This window comes from Bifidobacterium sp. ESL0732, assembly GCF_029395535.1.
GTDB lineage: Bacteria > Actinomycetota > Actinomycetes > Actinomycetales > Bifidobacteriaceae > Bifidobacterium.
Genome location: NZ_CP113920.1, coordinates 2,155,230 through 2,172,688 on the forward strand (window position 1 = coordinate 2,155,230; position 17,459 = coordinate 2,172,688).

At 55.5% G+C, this 17,459-nt stretch carries 11 protein-coding genes and 1 tRNA gene; 4 read left to right on the plus strand and 8 right to left on the minus strand.

All coding sequences use genetic code 11. The features are described 5' to 3' along the window. The first annotated feature begins 426 nt into the window (after window positions 1–426). Window positions 427–514, plus strand: a tRNA-Ser gene (locus OZX70_RS08235). A 207-nt stretch (window positions 515–721) separates the two neighbouring features. Here OZX70_RS08235 and OZX70_RS08240 read toward each other — a convergent pair. After that, the gene (locus OZX70_RS08240; RefSeq protein WP_277180653.1) at window positions 722–1,858 is read right to left on the minus strand and encodes a class C sortase; all 1,137 of its coding nucleotides are present in this window, start codon (window positions 1,856–1,858) and stop codon (window positions 722–724) included. A 272-nt stretch (window positions 1,859–2,130) separates the two neighbouring features. Between OZX70_RS08240 and OZX70_RS08245 the strand changes: the two genes are divergently transcribed. Continuing rightward, entirely contained in the window at window positions 2,131–2,319 is a 189-nt protein-coding gene (locus OZX70_RS08245) for a hypothetical protein (protein WP_277180654.1), read from the plus strand. A gap of 48 nt (window positions 2,320–2,367) precedes the next feature. Here the strand turns inward: OZX70_RS08245 and OZX70_RS08250 are convergent, their stop codons facing one another. The 5 genes from OZX70_RS08250 to ftsY form a co-directional block, all read right to left on the minus strand. Beyond that, the gene (locus OZX70_RS08250) at window positions 2,368–4,404 is read right to left on the minus strand and encodes an isopeptide-forming domain-containing fimbrial protein (protein ID WP_277180656.1); all 2,037 of its coding nucleotides are present in this window, start codon (window positions 4,402–4,404) and stop codon (window positions 2,368–2,370) included. Window positions 4,405–4,712: 308 nt separating this feature from the next. Then, on the minus strand, window positions 4,713–7,991 hold the full coding sequence (locus OZX70_RS08255; protein ID WP_277180658.1) for a hypothetical protein: 3,279 nt from the start codon (window positions 7,989–7,991) through the stop codon (window positions 4,713–4,715). 598 nt (window positions 7,992–8,589) lie between these two features. Continuing rightward, window positions 8,590–8,928, minus strand: coding sequence for a P-II family nitrogen regulator (locus OZX70_RS08260; RefSeq protein ID WP_277180660.1), 339 nt, complete (start codon window positions 8,926–8,928; stop codon window positions 8,590–8,592). Further along, the gene (locus tag OZX70_RS08265) at window positions 8,928–10,223 is read right to left on the minus strand and encodes an ammonium transporter (protein WP_277180662.1); all 1,296 of its coding nucleotides are present in this window, start codon (window positions 10,221–10,223) and stop codon (window positions 8,928–8,930) included. Before OZX70_RS08265 ends, OZX70_RS08260 begins: the two co-directional genes overlap by 1 nt. A gap of 472 nt (window positions 10,224–10,695) precedes the next feature. After that, the gene (ftsY, locus tag OZX70_RS08270) at window positions 10,696–12,030 is read right to left on the minus strand and encodes a signal recognition particle-docking protein FtsY (RefSeq protein WP_277182183.1); all 1,335 of its coding nucleotides are present in this window, start codon (window positions 12,028–12,030) and stop codon (window positions 10,696–10,698) included. A 101-nt stretch (window positions 12,031–12,131) separates the two neighbouring features. On the opposite strand from ftsY, the gene OZX70_RS08275 reads away from it, so the two are divergent. After that, a complete protein-coding gene (locus tag OZX70_RS08275) occupies window positions 12,132–12,983 on the plus strand; it encodes a TetR/AcrR family transcriptional regulator (protein ID WP_277182184.1) in 852 nt (283 codons plus the stop codon). Between the two features lie 159 nt (window positions 12,984–13,142). Then, window positions 13,143–14,180 carry a glycosyltransferase family 2 protein gene (locus OZX70_RS08280; RefSeq protein WP_277180664.1) on the plus strand — a complete coding sequence of 346 codons (1,038 nt, stop codon included), beginning with the start codon at window positions 13,143–13,145 and terminating at the stop codon, window positions 14,178–14,180. A gap of 158 nt (window positions 14,181–14,338) precedes the next feature. Here OZX70_RS08280 and OZX70_RS08285 read toward each other — a convergent pair whose 3' ends face one another. Together OZX70_RS08285 and OZX70_RS08290 are read right to left on the minus strand one after the other, a co-directional pair. Continuing rightward, window positions 14,339–16,159 carry a C69 family dipeptidase gene (locus OZX70_RS08285; RefSeq protein WP_277180666.1) on the minus strand — a complete coding sequence of 607 codons (1,821 nt, stop codon included), beginning with the start codon at window positions 16,157–16,159 and terminating at the stop codon, window positions 14,339–14,341. 364 nt (window positions 16,160–16,523) lie between these two features. Further along, on the minus strand, window positions 16,524–17,345 hold the full coding sequence (locus tag OZX70_RS08290) for an IclR family transcriptional regulator (RefSeq protein WP_277180668.1): 822 nt from the start codon (window positions 17,343–17,345) through the stop codon (window positions 16,524–16,526). Window positions 17,346–17,459 lie beyond the last annotated feature (114 nt).

The following is a 17,459-nucleotide window of genomic DNA, read 5'->3' on the forward strand; positions in this document are numbered from 1 at the left end:
TCTTTGCAAATGCGATAACGCTATGTTCGCCGGCACTCTTTCCATTGGAGGGTTTCGGCGAGCATAGCGTTATTTTGTGTGCCTCGACCAATCAAGAGGTCACAGAATTAGTGGTTTCAGCCTATCGAACCTGCACTTTTTCACGTCACTGCCCAAAACGTGCAGTTAGCGCCATCCATAACGCACTTTTCGTGTATTACCGTCAAAAAAGTGCACATTACGCTCTTCAACATGCATAATTCACGCATTACCATCAGAAAAGTGCAGGCTGCGTTCTCCAACTTGCACTTTTCTGACGCTGGCTTACAAAATACCATTGAACCGCCACGCCGGCGCCGAAATTGCTTGCGAAGCTCGGGACCTCATGATATCTTATTTAAGTTGTGTGTTGTGAGGTCTGCTTGCAGGCTCGGCAATGTGCATGCTGGAGAATTCGCCTAGTGGTCTATGGCGCACGCTTGGAAAGCGTGTTGGTGTAACAGCCTCACGAGTTCGAATCTCGTATTCTCCGCCACTCCGAAACCCCTTGATTTTCAAGGGGTTTCGTCATATCTATGACACTGCCGAAAATGGTTCTATGTTATTGCTTTGTTATTAAAACGAAATGGTCTCGCTATAACCTTTGGAAGCTGGGTTATAGGCCAAAAAGTCGTGTGGGCTGTCAACTGAAGCCGACAGCCCACACAGAAAAAACCGCGAAGAACACGGTCAATCCCAAAAATCAATACATGATTTCTTGGGTAGTAGCGGTGTGACGCGCGCCTGCGTTCTTTCGGAAACGGCGACCGCGCAAACGGGACGGCAGGCCGATAAGCGCGGCGTGGCGCACCGGGGATGGACGGCTCGCGGGACGGAGCACACGGCTCAGGATCGCGGCGACGAGGCCGATGACGAGTATGGCGATGGTAGTCAATATTGCTAAGATCACGGGATCTCCTTTGGCGTTGTTGGGGTCGGGAATTGGGTCCGGGATGGGCTGACGGGTGCCAGTGATAACCAGGCGCTGGGTGTTGACGCCGTAGGGCGTGCAGGTCATGAGCGTCATCAGGTCGCGGCCGGGCACGACCTTATATAAATAGGTATCGCTCGGGTCGATGACGTGGATGCCGACCACACGGTAGCCCATGGTGCGGTTGAGGGTCTGCACGTAAAACACGTCGCCGCGGCGCAGCTCGTCGATGCGCGTGAACAGCAATGCCGTGCTCAGGCCGCGGTGGCCGCTCAGGACGGCGTTGGTGGATTTACCGCCGACCGGCAAGCTCGTGCCGTACAGGTGACCCACGCCTTTGAGCAGCACGTCGTCGGAAGTGCCATGATAAATCGGCAGGTTCACGGAGACCTTGGGGATGCGGATGGTACCCATCACGCCGGTGCCGTCGTTCAAGAGTGACTGGTATTCCGCGTCTTTCGCGCTCTGCGGCTTGGGTTTGGCGGCGGTTTTGGATTTCCTGGCACCGGAAGTGCCGGAACCGGAGCTGGAATTGCCGGAACTACCCGCACCATCCGCGTCGGCGAAGGGATCGGCGAACTCCCCCAACGTCGTCTGCCCGGAATCGGCGACCTTCCGGTTATAGGCCTGCACGCGGTGGTATTCGTCGATGGTCTTGCCCTGCGGCCACTTCGCGATGCGGTTGACGGCGGTGTTGACCTCCTGGTTCTCGCGGTAGGCATGCACCAGCCAGATGGTCGGGAACCACGAGATGGCCACCACCAGCGCCACCAAGCAGCAGACGATCAGCACGTCGATGATGACAGCGAGCCTGCGACGCCACGGGCTGATGCGCGCCTCGCTGCCGTCGATGATCGTCTCGAACATCTGCAATCTCAGCGGCAGAACGTTGTCGGGCTCTACTACCATCGTTGCCTCCCTACCGGAACCTGGACCATTCGGCGAATAAAAGTATGGATGAAACTGTCGGATAACAATCCGTAAAAAATATCGGGTAACCATACCTGCGGAATATCAGGAAAGCGCCCATAAAACATCAAATAAAAGTACGCGCAAAACTTTCGGGAAACGTTCGGTGAGTTAGCCGAAACGTTGGCGAAAGCTATCGGCACAATAAAAGAAAAGTATCGGAAACGTATTCGTAAAACGTCGGAAAAGTATTTCTTCAGGTATCGAAATATATGCCGAAAACCATAGACACGAATATCGAAATCAAAATTCGTAATACTTTCACCAAAATGCAGGAGACGGACCCGTCTCCGAGTTCCGCCTCCTTCAAATCAGCGAACCGCTTGACACACACCGCTGTCAACTCAACATCTAGCGCACAGCACGTCAACACGCAGAAGCGCCGTGTCTCGACCATCTGAGATGCAAGATACACGCTAAGCGATTTCCATTGAAAGCGCCTACCGACTCTACTCGCGAATCTTACGACGAGCAGTGATGAGCAGCGCGGTGGCCAGCATCAGCGCGACGACGACAAGCAGGGCGAGGATCGCGCCCGCGCCACCGGTCATCGGCAGCTGCGAGATTGAGGTGACGTTGCACACCACGATGGCGTTGGTGTTGTCGGCGCTCTCGACGACGGATTCGGCGGGAGCCCAGTTAACAGTCTTGCCCTCGTGGATGCCGTCGGTGAACGGGGTCGTGACATCCTTGCTGGTCAGGCCCCAGAAATCGCCCTTGGAAACCTTGACCTGGAACTGGACGTCACTGGTCACCTTGGCATCGGACGGACGCGGAGTGGTGTCATCCACGGAAAGCTTGACTTGGAAGTCCGGCAGGAAGGAGTGGGAGTAATCCGTCGCCTCCTTGGTCTGCGCAATCTCATAGACACCTTCGCCGAGGCCGGTGACGGTGATCTTGCCCTTGCTGCTTGTGGACAGCGTGGTGGACACCGTGGTGTCGCCTTCCTGTGGGGCGACGACCTTCTTGTAAGAGCCATCGGCGAGCTTGCGGAAGGAGATGTTCTCGCTGTCGTCCTGGGCGGACGCACCCTGAGACACGGACTTGATGGTGAACGTGGCGCCGGTGAGCACGGTGCCGTTGAGCTTGTCGGCGTTCAGCAGGCTGAAGTGGCGGAAGTGGATCTTCGCGCCCGTTCCGCCGTCGGTCGGCGAAACGGATGCCACGGAACCGTTCGCAGCACCAGAGTTCACGGCACCGCCGTCACCGGCGGTGGCGGCCGCATTCTTGGTCTGGTCGTTGACGTCGTTGGAATAGGAGAGCGAGACGCCGTTGGATAGGCCGTCGTTCTCATCGGCGTTGTCGTTGACGGTCATCTCATAGGTGACCACGATCGAATCCTCCCAGATGTACTGCTGGTCGGTGATGACCGAGGAAAGATCGAAGTCGATGAAGTCGGTGTCGCCAGTGCGGCCATCGGCGCTGGACGCGCCGGTCTTGACCGTGTAGCCCTTGGCGGTGCCGGTCTGGGCATCCACGTCATGGCCGTTGATGGTCACCTTTTCGCTGCCCTGCTTGTAGGTCAGGCCCTTGCCAGGCTTATCGACCATCGTGTAGATGAAGTGGTCGAAGCCGGTGGTCAGCGGCACCTGGCCGGTGAGCTGGTACTTGACGGTTCCGCCGATCGAGGCGTCGGTGGACACAATCTTCTTGTCGATGGTCGGGTTGTAGCTCTTCATCTCGATGCTGCCCAGCGGATCTCTCATGTCTGCCATCTGGGTGTACTTGGTGTTTGCATCGATGGTGATGCCGGTGCCCACGAGCATTGGGATGGAGTTGGAGTTGGCGCCGGACTTGGTGCTGGCGCTCGTCGCCTCCCCAGTCACGTCCTCGACCACGTAAAGGCCAGGAGCAAGACCCGAAATGGTGACGGTCGACTTGGAAGTATCGCTGTCGGTCTGCACGTCTTCCGGCTTGGTCGCAGTCGCCTTCTTCACCAAATCGGAAAAGTGGGTGGTGCCATGCTCGGCCTTGGCCAGAGCAGTGACGAACTTACGCAGGTTGCCGTCGCGGCCCCACGCATCGGCCTTGGTACCGCTGTTGGAGACCTCGTCCTTATTGGCACTCGCGACGCTGTCGGAGTGGTAGCCGAGCCACTTGGAGGCGACTTCACCGACCGGATTGCCCTTGTACTTGGCATCCTGATCGGCAGGCTTGATGACCCCGTCCAGAGCGGACTGCGCAAGATCCTTTGCCTGCCCGTCGGTTTCGACGCCGATCTCGCTGAGCTTGTCGCCCGAGGCGCTGGCGTAGGCGTATGTGCCGATTCTGACAGCAGCGAAGGAATGCCCTGCCATCGCAGCAGTCTCGCCGTGAATGGCAATGGTTTCCTGATTCTTGGTCGGCATGGTGATGCGCCCGGCATCTTTGGTCGAAACGTCGACCTGGCCGGCCGCGTTAGCGACGCCGAACGGCGCCAGCGCGAGCAGCGTGGCCGCCGTAAGCGCGACCCCTGCCGCACGACGAATCGTCTTATCAAACAACATGGAAGGATACCCTTTCTTATCGGTTTCTTTTTCATTCCATAACGGCCCACGCATTCAAGCCGCAAAGCGACGGTCATGGACCAAATCTTTGATTATCACTGAGTTGGTTCAGTCAGCGGTCTTTTTCATTTATAAGACTTTTATTATTTATTTGTCTAATTAATAAATGGCGGATGCAATCCACCGATTTGTCATCTCGATTGCAGCCATGAGGCCAACAGCAGCCAGACTTTTGCATTGCCCTGCAACGCAAGCCGTCCGGGTATCGACCTCACAGCGACCTCACAGCAACTCAGACAAGCGGTATCTCACCCAGAGTGCCTGGCGTTCTGCCCCCGAGACCGGAACCACACCAGCGAGACGCAGGCGGCGATCAGCAGCGCCGTCACACCGGCGAGCAGCAACATCACTCCAAACCAACGCGAACCGGTGAACGGCAGTGCGAGAGCCGGCAACGGTTCGGTGAGTTTGGCCTTCGCCAGGTTCGAAACGTTGCCGTGCCCGTCCATCTCCACACCGTCGATATTCCTGTTGTGGTTGCTCTGCAGCGTACCGGCACGATCGGTGGCCTGCACCGTGATGTTGCCCGGCTTCATTCCATCTGGAATGTCGGCGTGCCAGTTACCGTCCTTGTCGGTTTTCACCGTAGACGACCTGCCGTTGGGCCAGGTGATCTTCACCGGAATGCCGGAGTTGCCATCGTAACCGACCGTGTTTTCCGTGGGTTTCAGCGAACCTTCGGCGGTTGTCTCGGGAATCGTCACCTTGCCGCTGAGGCCCTTGTCTCGTCTTACGGTCTGGCTGACCGAAACCAGCGGAGGAATCATATCGATAATCTGGTTATTGGCCCTGCCGATAGCCGGACTTGCGCCGGCAAGCGAAACGTCCTGACGCACCGCGGAAATCTCATACAACACGTGGTGGTAGTAAGGGTTGGAGGTCTTCACGCCATTGGCGTCCGTACGATCCTTGTCGAGGAAGACCGACGGGTCAACGGAACACGTCCAATTGGCTTTCCAAGCGTCGTCGGAGATGGCCGTATCGCCGTCAGCCGGGCGCTTAGTGACGTCAAGATCTTGTACCGCTCCGACATAGCAGAGCTTGTAGGAAGGATCCGGGACCTCGTTGTTGTTGCTCGGATCGATACCCGTCGGCAACTGGTCCGGTTCGCTCTTGGTCGCGGCAGTCGGTACGTTCCCCGATTCCGACGAGCCTGACGACCCATCCGTCGGCGTTGAAACCGACGTGGAGTTGGTAGAGGAATGAGCGACACTGGTCTGCGGCCTGGCATAGACCCAAATCCGGTCAGTGCCGTGCGGCGCCTTGACCTGCCCGCTGATGACTACTTTCTTGCCTTTGGCGGGAACAGGGGTGACGCCGTCGGCGGCAGTAGTGCTGTGCGGTGAGGAGACCAGTCTGATTTCCGGGTTGACGTTGATTCCTTGCTGGAAATAGCCGTAGGCGGTGTTCGAAAACTCCGAGACGACGTGGAAGGCGCTCGTATCGGTTTGCGTGGCGTGGTATTCCACCACGTTCTCCTTGTCGGAATCGATGTCGTCATCATCTTCCACCGACCAGATGCCTATACGCTGGCCCGTGTCGTCCTTTGTATCCGTGCCGGGTTTCGGCTGGACGACGACCGGCTTACCCACTGCGATGCCTGTACGGTCCAGATTCTGCGGATCACTGGGATCGAAGGGGTTCTTCGGGTCTGAACGGTAGACCTGCACGGTGTCGCCGACGATGCCGGTGCCGGTAATGATGCGCTTCGAGCGCTGCACATAGCCCGGGAACTTGTCGATTTCCGGAGGAGCAGGACGCGAGATGCTGTACTTGTAAAACACCGTGCCCATGGTCCAGCCGTCACTCAGGCGCTTCTCCACATCACCGCTTTTGTTGGTCTTTTCCTCATTCACCATTTTCCAGTTGATTCCCGGATTGTCCTGCGGCACCGTGGTGGCGCAGCCGCTGGCGTCGAGATTCGGCCAAGTCACCAGCTTGAAGTAACCGTCCGACTCGGTGCCATCGTCAAGTTTCTTGGCTTTAGCGAAGTCGATCGAGCCGTCGCGGAGCTGGTCCTTGGCGTCAGGATCGTAGAGTTTGTTTGTCTTGCCGGGATCGTTGTTGTTATAGGCCATGATATTGGTCTTTTTAGGGTCAGCACGGTATGGTTTGCTTCCCGACTCGTATGCAGCATCCTGACCGGTGACGAATTTGGCACCATCTCCGGTGAGCCCGGTTACGGGCACCCATTCGTCGTTATTCCTCAATGCGACCCATTGATACCAATACGACGTGTATTGATGGCAAGCATCTGTTGGCGCACTGTGCTCCCCGTAGTACCAGCTGATGAGGAACGAGTCCTTGGGCGCGATACCTTCTCCCACTTGAGGCGTCGATGACGTACGATGAGCGCGATAATTGTTGGGATTAGTCGTATGAGAGGCGCCGGAAGTGTCCGTGAAATTCCCACCCAAACCGTAATCGGTGACCATGCCCCAATAAGGTTGTTCTCCAGTCCAATAATACCCGTAACCATCCCAAGAGAGGAACGCGGCCGGCTCCTTGCAGGCATCTTGGGAATCACCCGCACAAGTTCCCGGGAAGATATGGACCTGCTGGTTTTCCATGATATTGGTGCCCAACGGGGCATTTTTCAGATAGTTGAAATCAGACGAGTCATTTTTCGCTGATTTGCCAACGATAGCATAGACTGGGGCAGCTTGCGTAACCCGGCCTTCTTCCTTCGTGGTCTTTCCCTTCCACCACAATGTGGCACCAGCGTCGGGATAGTTGATATCACCTTCCAACGAGATGGTGACGTAATCGTAGTCGCCAATCTGGCTGATCTGGTGAATGGTAAAGAACTCGTCTTCGTTGCCGGCCCACGCGTTCGCACCATCAATACCATCGCCGGTGTCGGCGTACTTAACATTTCGGTAATTGTTTTTGATTACTCCATTTCCGTCAGACCCATCCATATAGTTATATGCGATCTTAAGACCCGTCTCACCGTGGCTTGCAGTAGTCGCGACTCTCTTGCCGTCCTGCCCATTCTGGTAATACGACACCTCGCCATGAGCCACACGAATCACCGCATCCACACGTTCCTCGTCAACCTCACTGTCAATAGAGTTGTTGTCACCAAGTATCTGGAAGAGCATCGGTTTGCGGCTCGCGCCCGTGGGTGAGTTGGGGCAGTCTGTGGAGCGCCAATCGACGGGATTATTATTTGCGTCCTTGAAGGTCGTGCAGACGTCGTTGGCGGGCGTGGCCGCGGTGGCCTCGCTCGGCGCAACGGTGCCATTGAGGGTTGCCAGCAGCGTCGCCAGCACGATCAGCACGGCGAAAATGCGCGTCGTGGCCTTCGCGGCATAGCGACGCTTCACGCCCTGCCCATGCTCTGACACGTCGAGGCCCTCTTGCCTTCTGTATCCATCGTTGCCTTTCACCACAATCACCTCTAGCGCGATAGTCCGCGCGACATCGAAATTGTTGTACGTGTTGTCGTACTTCTTGCTAAGTTCTCTGGTACCTGTCGGTATGAAATTTTCTGCTGCGTATCGGTAGCCAAGCGAGAACGTCAAACGGTCTACATGACTTCATCGATCGCGTCGTCTTCCAACGGAATCGCATCCCGCTTTTAGACAACGAGAGACAAAGATGCCATATAAAGTTGACAAAATGGTTCACATATAGAATAATTTAATGTCTAAATAATTAGACTAATATTTATCATCTTTGATGTTTTTTCGCAGTAAACTTCCTCTTGCGTTTTTTGAAATCGTTGAAATTCCAGCGCTATTTCTATTGCACTACATAAGCGACTACATATCACAACTTCGTCGGCGACAGCGCCAAAGAAGGTACGAATGCGACATTCCACATACCTTAAATGTGAATATAACCACATCGCCAATTCGGCGTGTCAAACGTTTCTTCATGCCCCATTATTTCTATCTAATCAGGTAGTAGCATCGACGCCGGTACCTCCAGGACAAAAGAGACCGACAATAATCCGACTACGCGTCGAAAAGCAGAAAAAGTCGATTGTAAATCTGCTTTTCAACGCAAGACTGAAACTACGTGCGTCGAAAAGCAGAGAAACAACCCTGTAAATCTGCTTTCCAACGCATTCGTTATACTCGAACGCTTACCGTTCAGGTCAGACCGCCCAGCAACCGCTCAAATGGCGTCAGCGTCACGCTCACCGGTACGCACGCGGGTAACCGAATCGAGCGGTACCACCCACACCTTGCCATCGCCGATGGTGCCCGTCCGCGCGGTTTTCACGATGATATCGACCAACGGTTGAGCGTCGGCGTCGCGCACCGCCACCTCCACACGGATCTTGGGGATGAGGTTGACCGAATAACTCGCGCCACGGTAAACCTCGGTATAGCCATGCTGCTCACCGCAGCCATTGACCTCGCTGACCGTCATGCCTTCTACGCCGGCAGCCGCAAGGGCTTCTTTGACTTCGTCGAACTTCTGTGGCTGAATAATCGCTGTTATCAGTTTCATTACTTCATCTCCTTCAGGAGAGCGGTGGCTTTACCTACAAAATCGTACGCGCTCTCGCCTTGGTCGGCAAGATCGACGCCGGAAAGTTCCTCATCTTCGTTGACTCTCCAACCGATGGTCTTTTCGAGCACAAAGGCGATGACGAAGGTAACCACAGCGGAGAAGACGACTGCAGCGAGCGCCACTACCAACTGCACTGCGAGCTGTCGCCAACTGCCACCGGCGAAAAGGCCCGTGCCCTGGCCGAAGAAACCGATGAGGACAGTGCCGGTGAGCCCGCCGACGCCGTGCACGCCGACCACATCGAGGGAATCATCGTAGCCAAAGCGGAATTTGAGGCCGCATGCGAGGCAGGTCAGAACACCGACAATCGCGCCGATGACCATGGCCCAGAGCGGCGAGACGACATCGGCCGACGGGGTGATGCCGACCAAGCCTGCCACCATACCGGAAGCCGCTCCAACCGCCGTGTAATGGCCGGTGCGAATCTTTTCGGTGAAACCCCAACTCAGCATTGCTGCAGCGGCGGAAAGCGAAGTACTCACCCACGCGTAACCGGCGGTGCCGTTGGCCGCGAAGGCGGATCCGGCGTTGAAGCCGAACCAGCCGAACCAGAGCAGGAACGCGCCGAGCATGACGAAGGGGACGTTGTGCGGACGGATCGGGGCCTTGCCGAAGTCCTTGCGCTTGCCGATCAACAGGACAATGACCAGCGCCGCGACCGCCGCGTTGATGTGGACGACGGTGCCACCAGCGAAATCATGAACGGGCGCACCGATGAATCTGGAAATCGGACCATCGGCCGAAAGCAGGCCACCGTTCCAGACCATGTGGGCCATGGGCGCGTAGTCAAGCGTGACCCAGATGGCTACGAAAATCATCCACGTGCTGTATTTGATGCGTTCCGCGAGCGCGCCGGAAATCAACGCGACGGTGATCATTGCGAAAGCGAGCTGGAAAGCGACATCAATGCTCACCGGGTATTTGTTGCCGTTCGGCGTGAGACCCGTGGCGGTGAAGATGCCGTCCTTACCGGCTTTCATCGTGTCGCCGAGCAGAAAACCAGAGGCCGGGTCGCCGAAGACACCGCCGATATCCTTGCCACCCCAGGAAATCGACCAACCCCAAAGGGCCCAAATCACGGTACTCACCGCGAGCGCACCCGCGGAGAGCATGAGCATGTTCAGCACCGCCTTGCGACGGACCATGCCTCCGTAGAAGAACGCCACCGCGGGCGTCATTAGAAAGACGAGCGACGCACAGACCAACATCCATGCGGCATTTCCAGTATCCATTTCGCGTTTCCCCTCTCCGGCCTGTTTTGCGCGACGGGGCTCGACGCGCCTTGAACCGTATGTGGCTATGAAACACGGGAAACGTAAGGAGAAGTTTGACGCGAGATTACGGCGATGTAAAAAGCAAGCAACTATCGAAACATAATGGTTACGTTCATTCAACGAGGCTGTCGTCATGCGACAGGAACCGGATTTCGGCCGACAAGGGCAGAAACAGCAGACGACCACTCCCACATGCGGCGGATGACCACTGCTGGGCATGCCCATTTGAGCCTGCGAGCAAAATCAACAAAATGAGACGATAACGCTGACTTTCATCGCAACCCCATTTGGCGCAGCGTGCAAAATCACGAAAATGAAGCGATAATGCTGATTCTCATCGCAGATTCAGCCGTGGCGGCATGCAAAAGACCGCACATTATCATCCGAGATAAAATGTGACCTGCTACGATTCGATGGCGATCCTACAGACTCAGGCAAGGATGCCGTCGACGAAGCCTTCCGAATCGAAGGGAGCGAGGTCGTCTGGGCCTTCGCCAAGACCGACGAGTTTGACCGGAACGCCGAGTTCCTGCTGCACGGAGATGACGATGCCGCCCTTGGCCGAACCGTCGAGCTTGGAAAGCACCACACCAGTGATGCCGATAGCTTCTGCGAAGACCTTGGCCTGTGCCATGCCGTTCTGACCGGTGACGGCGTCGAGCACGAGCAACACCTCATCGACCGGCAGGTTCTTTTCGGTGACGCGACGAATCTTGCCGAGCTCGTCCATCAGGTTCGCCTTGTTCTGCAGACGGCCGGCGGTGTCGATAATGAGGACGTCGACGTTCTGTTCCTTGGCCTGCTTGGAGGCATCGAACGCCACGGACGCGGGATCGCCGCCTTCCTTCTCGCTGCGTACGACCGGCACACCGACCTTCTGCCCCCAGGTCTCGAGCTGGTCGGCGGCTGCGGCGCGGAATGTATCGGCGGCGGCAAGCATGACGCTCTTGCCTTCTGAGACGAAGAGGCGTGCGAGCTTGCCGGCGGTTGTGGTCTTGCCTGTGCCGTTGACGCCGACCATGATGATGACGCTTGGCTTCTTGGCGTCCGGCTTGTCCGCGTTGAGCGCGCGGTCGGGCTGGGAATTGACCAAATCGATGAGCTTGGAGCGCAGAGCTTCGCGCACGGCTTTCGGGTCGGAGGTGCCGGTGATGCGAGCGTCGTTGCGCAGCTCGTCCACAAGCTTTTCACTGGCTTCGCTGCCGACGTCGGCCAGCAACAGTGTGTCTTCGACATCTTCCCAATCAGACTCCGAAAGCTGATCCTTCGCGAGAATATTGAAGAGTACGCGCCCAAACGGATTCGACGACTTGCTGAGCTTCTCCTTGAGACGAATGGCACGCGAGGCCTTCGGTTCAGGAGTCTCGACATCTGGCTTTGCGGGAGTTTCTTCCTTCGAAGCGCTCTCGGCTTTCTTTTCATCGGCTTTCTGGGCGCTTTTCGCCGTATCACTGGTTTTTGCTTTGCCTGACTTGTCCGATTTGCTCGACTTAACCGACTTATCTGACTTGCTTGGCTCACTGGCATTGGCTGATTTGCCAGCTTCATCGGCACTTTGAGCTTCTGCTTTCCCGGCATTTTTAGCGGCTTTGACCGATTCCTTATCTTTGCTACCGCTCGCCTCCCCGGCTTCAGCGCTTTTCGCACTTTCGGAAACGTTGGCATTCTGGGCGTTCGCCTCGTTTTTTTTGTGCGAATGCGACACCAGCACGGCCACAGCAATAAGCACGACGGCGACGACAACCAGCGCCACGACGATAAGCATGGGATTCATAGTAAGACTCATACTTCAAGATTATTGGCGAGGCGCGACGCAAAGTTAGTTCAAGCGTCACATACAATATAACTATGTCGAATGCTTCCAGGATGACCTCGTACCAGCGCCGTGAACAGCTCATCGCCATCGGGCGCGGGCTTTTCGCCGCCAAAGGTTACGAAGCGGTGAGCGTCGAGGAAATCGCCGCCGCCGCGAAAGTGTCGAAGCCGATCGTTTATGAGCACTTCGGAGGCAAGGAAGGGCTTTACGCCGTCATCGTCGATCGCGAAATGCAGAAGCTGACGACCACCCTTATCGACGCGCTTTCCGCCGGTGACATTCATCCACGCCAGATTGTGGAGCGCACGGCCTTGGCGCTGCTCACCTACATCGAAGAGAACTCCGAGGGCTTCAACGTGCTCGTGCGCGACTCCCCCACCACTGATCCGGCCGGCTCATTCAGCTCGCTTCTGGGAGATGTGAGCCTGCGCGTCGAGGAAATCCTTACAAAAGCATTCAAGCAATATAAGCTGCCCGCGAAAGGCGTTCCGTATTATGCGCAGATGCTTGTCGGCATGACCGTCTTCACCGGGCAGTACTGGGCTGCGAACCAAAAGAAAATCAGCAAGGAACAGCTTGCCGCACACATCGTCAACCTGGCCTGGAACGGTCTTTCGCGCCTTCAGGCCAAACCGAAGCTGAAGTTCGAGAATGACTTGAACGCAGGAGACGACGACAAAGGCAACAATAAAGCCGAGACCAAAGATTCTGATGTCAAAAATGCCGACACCAAGGATTCAGGCGACGACAACAGCAACATCGACGATGCAGAAGGCAACAATGATGACGATATGGATAATCAAGATGCCGATACCGCAAAGCCCGCCAGAAATAACGGCAATTCCGGTAATGCCAGTGATGCCGAATCAAAAGAACCGCGAAGGCGCAAAAGTCATAAATAAATTAGACATACGATAAACAACCAGTTTAATAACCACTTTGGCACAACTTGCGAAGAAAGTGCCGCATTTCATGCGCTCAGGCTCCTCATTTTCATACTTGCATGGTAGATTAGCTTTTGTTCGTCGCATCAACGCAGCGAATTTCGATAATGAGGAAACATGTCGCAAACTAGCCCGAAAACGCTCACTTTCGTAGTGCCTGCGTTCAATATGGACACTTACCTCGAACGCTGCGTCTCGTCGTTGACCGCAAATCCTGACAGCGATGACATCGAAGTCCTTATTGTCGACGACGGCTCTTCAGACGGCACCCCAGAACTTGCGGATCGCCTTGCGGCGGCGAACCCGAACATCATTCACGTCATTCACCAGACCAACAAAGGTCACGGCGGCGCGGTCAACACCGGCATTGCCAACGCAGAAGGAATGTACCTGAAAGTCGTCGACGCCGACGATTGGGTGGGCGCGAAGTCGCTCAAAGAACTCATGAATGTAATGCGTCGGCAAGGCAACGCCAGCGAGCCGATCGATCTATTCGTTACCGATTATGTCTACGACAAGGTGGGCAAGAAACGCAAGCACGTCGTGAAATTCGACAGCGTAATGGACGCAGACAAGCGTTTGGATTGGGACGATCTCAAGCACTTCGGCATCGCACAATACATGATCATGCACGCGCTGATTTTCCGCACGGAAGTCTTGCGAGCGGCCCAGACACAGCTGCCCGAGCACACCTTCTACGTCGATTTCATTTACGCCTATCAGCCGTTCCCGTGGGTCAAATCGCTAATGTATATCAGCACGCCGTTCTACCACTACTTCATCGGCCGCGACGGGCAAAGCGTGCAGACCGACGTGATGATCCGGCGGGTGGACCAGCTGGTGCGCGTCAACCGTGCGATGGTTGCCGCCACACCCGAGCGCAAGAACGTTTCCGACGGTCTCTACCGCTATATGATTCATTTCCTTTCCATCGAATCCGTGGTCGCCAGCGTCTTCCTTATCCTCTCGCGCCAACCCGCAAACTACCAGATCAAGCAGGAGCTTTGGGAACACCAACGGGCCGTGTCACCTCGCATCGCACGTGATGTGCGCCGTCAGCTGCCGTCCCGCGCCATTAATCTGCCCGGTTCAGTCGGGCGCTGGATTATTCGCGTGGGCTATAACGTAGCGGAAAATATTATCGGCTTCAACTAAAAGCAAGTCCAATTTAATCAAGTAAAATCCGAATAAATTGAATATATAAAGAGCCCGATCCGGCGGCAAACCGCGGAATCAGGCTCTTTTTTAATCTGCCATGACAACTATGTTCATATACTCATACTCACAGCTGATATTCCCGAGTAAACGCCCGCTCACTGCGGACGGTCGGAAAGCGCGAAAGAGTTGTTCATCAAATCGCTCGAGGTAAAGAGCACTTTGCCAAGCAATTGCTGGCTTCGCGCCTCGAGATAGTCGGACATACGCTGGTTCGCGGCTTCCATGATCCGACGGGCCTCGTCCGTATCCGACGTTTTAGCCAACTTCGCGTCGGCCTCGGCTACGAAAACGTGGCCGCGACTGGCGATGTCCTCATGGAAAGCCTCGATGGCATTGCTGTTGGCGTCGAAATGCGAGTCTGCGATCACGGCGATAAGACGATTAGTCCAGTAAAGCGTCGACGTGGAAACCTCGCCGGTGGTCTCGCGAAGGTAGGCGGGGGTCTGAGCCACGTTGGTATAGAACGGCGCGACGCAGGTGGTGGGCTGTGAGCCAAACGCCAGCCACATCACGGAGCGGTAGGCCTCAGGCTCGTACCCGCGAATCTGCATGATGGCGAGGTGGCCGGTGCGGCTGATGCCGATCGGACGGTAGCGATGGCGGGTCTCGGACGTGCCGAGACGGCCATACGGATCGTAGGGCGTGTCTTCATAATGCGAGCTCAGAATATTATCCATATCCTCTACGCTCACCTTGCTTTCCGGCACGCGACACCACGGGATGTCGTCGGAAATCGGCGTATAGCGGGCGCTGGGCGAATCCCAGTCATCGCTGGGATTCAGGCAGCGCTCCATGTACCAGGCGCGCGGGGTGTTGTAGATATGGTCCTTGGGCGTGGCGGTGCCGAAAATCTTACGCGGGTTGAGGTGCTTGAAATGCTCGGGCGTGGTGTCCATGCTGCGATCGAGGTGATTGTTCACAATGAACTCGCGCAGGTCGGCGGAGCACAGATAGTCGCGCTTGCTGCCAAGGCTTTCGTCCAGCGCCTCGTCAAGGTCGAAGTGGTCGAGACCAAGCTGGTTGGGAATGGCGGCGTAGCAGTCATCGGGCACACGGCGGGCAATCCAGTGGTGGCCGCCGATGGTCTCGACGTACCAAACTTCATCGGCATCGGAGATGCTCACGCCGTTGGATTCGTAGGTACCGTAACGTTCCAGCAACGAGCCAAGACGTATTACACCTTCGCGGGCGGTATTGACATAGGGAAGCACCAGAGTAATGAAGTCTTCTTCGCCGATGCCACCGGGAACTTCGCGGCGAGCGCCGGCGGAAGTCGTAGACGAACCAGCAGCAACATTCCCTGCGGAAGTTTCAGCGACAGTACTGTTATCGGCCGACTCGGAAGAGTTGACGTCGGCAGAATCATCAGCGAGATAAGCCTCCAAACCGCAGTTGGCAATGTCGTCAGCAATGCTGGGATCGTAAGGTTTCGGTTCACCTACTGAGGCCCAAAATTCTGCAACAGAGGACTTGGCATTCGCATCAGTATGAGAATCACGACTTGCGTGAGCAGCACCCTGATTGTCAGCGTCATCACCACCAACCGCCGAACCACCGCAAGTTGCGACGGGAACCGTATGCAGCACCACCATCGGGTCGGCCCCGAGCAGGCGTTCGTTGGCAGTGATAGTTTCGGTCGCGCTCATGGCGACGTTGCGGACGCTGACACCGGCTTCGGCCAAAATCCCGCGGTTTCTCAAGGCATTGGGCGCGATGAGATACGCACACGGGTCATCCGGCAGTTCGATTTCGACATGGCTCAGCACGCTGCGATAATGCCGGGGCTGGTCCTCCGGGCGCACCGCGACCAGGCGCTTCGGGTCGTAACGGCCGTGGCCGCTGTCATCGTCCCTGGCAATCATCGTTGAACCGTCGTAACTGGCGTTTTTTCCTACAAGTAAAGTTGTGCAAGACATACTTTAACCTTACTTTTCCCCGCAGAATTTACCACTGACATCTTGCAAGCGAACTACCCCCACGCGCAATCGCGCACCTGTGCGCCTGTACATCTGCAAATTGAATCAGAAATCGTGCATTCCTAAGTAATCCATCACCGCACGTAGGTCAATGAGATAATTCCCGCCGTGTGCCGACATCAATTCAGATTAAACCTATTGGCTCGCAAATTCTGGGACTAAAGGCAAAATCGAAATCAAGGAGTAACCCAAAATCAAGCCAGTAGAGACCAAAGCCAAGTTCAGCCGGTTGTTTCTGATTTCAAAACTCAATCAGAGACAACCGGCTGAATGCAACACAATCGGCAATTGACACGCACAACACTCATGCAGCAGCAGCTAAAATGTTTTGCAGTTTGGGCTGCTTTTCTTTGAGCAAGCCTGTGATGAACGCCCGTTTCCTATCCGTCATGCGGAAGGAAGGTGTCGCCACACTAATCGCAGCCTTCGTCTGCGAATCACAAATAAGCGGAACCGCGACACACTGTACACCGACAGTAGATTCTTCCTTTTCATACGCAACACCGGTTTCGCTGATTTCTTTCAGCTGATTGTCCAGCACGTTGAAGTCATCAATCGTGTTGGGAGTGACCTTTTTTAGACCGTCAGGGTATAAAGTCTTGAGTTCCTCAATATTGCGCCCGGCGAGCAAGGCTTTTCCTATGGCCGCACTATAAGCCGGTAAAGAATTCCCAACCGTCGCCACCATGCGAATGGGTTGCGGAGATTCAACAGAAAGCAGGTAGACAATATCACCACCATTGAGCTCACCAAAATAGCAAGTCTCGCCTGTAGCCTGCACGATATGGTTCATTTCGGTCTGGATATCCGAAAGGATACTGCTGCTGCGTATATAGCCTTGACCAACCCCATAAGCGCCTATGCCTATGCGATAACGCTGAGCAACAGAATCATAGGAAAGAAAGTGCTCATCCCGCAAAGTATGGATGATAGGAAGCAGACTACTTTTGGGAATGTTAAAGGCTCTCGCTATTTCCGCTAGAGTCGCTCCGTTATCACAATGCGTACGAACATAATTAAGCACCTGCACAACACGCAATGTGGCTTTGTGAGGTTGAGCCATGGCATCTTTCCATTCTGATATGGTGCAGACACGAATCTGCACATATATTTTCACTGAACACATTAAAGAAATCCTTAACTCAAGGATACCCTTAAATAAACATATGCACTCAGTTTATTACGACCATAAGTTAATCCTCCCGCCTATGGTCAGTGCGTCATATCAACGGTTTGGATG

What these genes read in the sequence shown, in the direction of transcription:
- OZX70_RS08240 (WP_277180653.1), bottom strand. Translation starts at nt 1,858, where the DNA reads ATGGTAGTAGAGCCCGACAACGTTCTGCCGCTGAGATTGCAGATGTTC.
- OZX70_RS08245 (WP_277180654.1), top strand. Translation starts at nt 2,131, where the DNA reads ATGCCGAAAACCATAGACACGAATATCGAAATCAAAATTCGTAATACT.
- OZX70_RS08250 (WP_277180656.1), bottom strand. Translation starts at nt 4,404, where the DNA reads ATGTTGTTTGATAAGACGATTCGTCGTGCGGCAGGGGTCGCGCTTACG.
- OZX70_RS08260 (WP_277180660.1), bottom strand. Translation starts at nt 8,928, where the DNA reads ATGAAACTGATAACAGCGATTATTCAGCCACAGAAGTTCGACGAAGTC.
- OZX70_RS08265 (WP_277180662.1), bottom strand. Translation starts at nt 10,223, where the DNA reads ATGGATACTGGAAATGCCGCATGGATGTTGGTCTGTGCGTCGCTCGTC.
- ftsY (WP_277182183.1), bottom strand. Translation starts at nt 12,030, where the DNA reads ATGCTTATCGTCGTGGCGCTGGTTGTCGTCGCCGTCGTGCTTATTGCT.
- OZX70_RS08275 (WP_277182184.1), top strand. Translation starts at nt 12,132, where the DNA reads ATGACCTCGTACCAGCGCCGTGAACAGCTCATCGCCATCGGGCGCGGG.
- OZX70_RS08280 (WP_277180664.1), top strand. Translation starts at nt 13,143, where the DNA reads ATGTCGCAAACTAGCCCGAAAACGCTCACTTTCGTAGTGCCTGCGTTC.
- OZX70_RS08285 (WP_277180666.1), bottom strand. Translation starts at nt 16,159, where the DNA reads ATGTCTTGCACAACTTTACTTGTAGGAAAAAACGCCAGTTACGACGGT.
- OZX70_RS08290 (WP_277180668.1), bottom strand. Translation starts at nt 17,345, where the DNA reads ATGTGTTCAGTGAAAATATATGTGCAGATTCGTGTCTGCACCATATCA.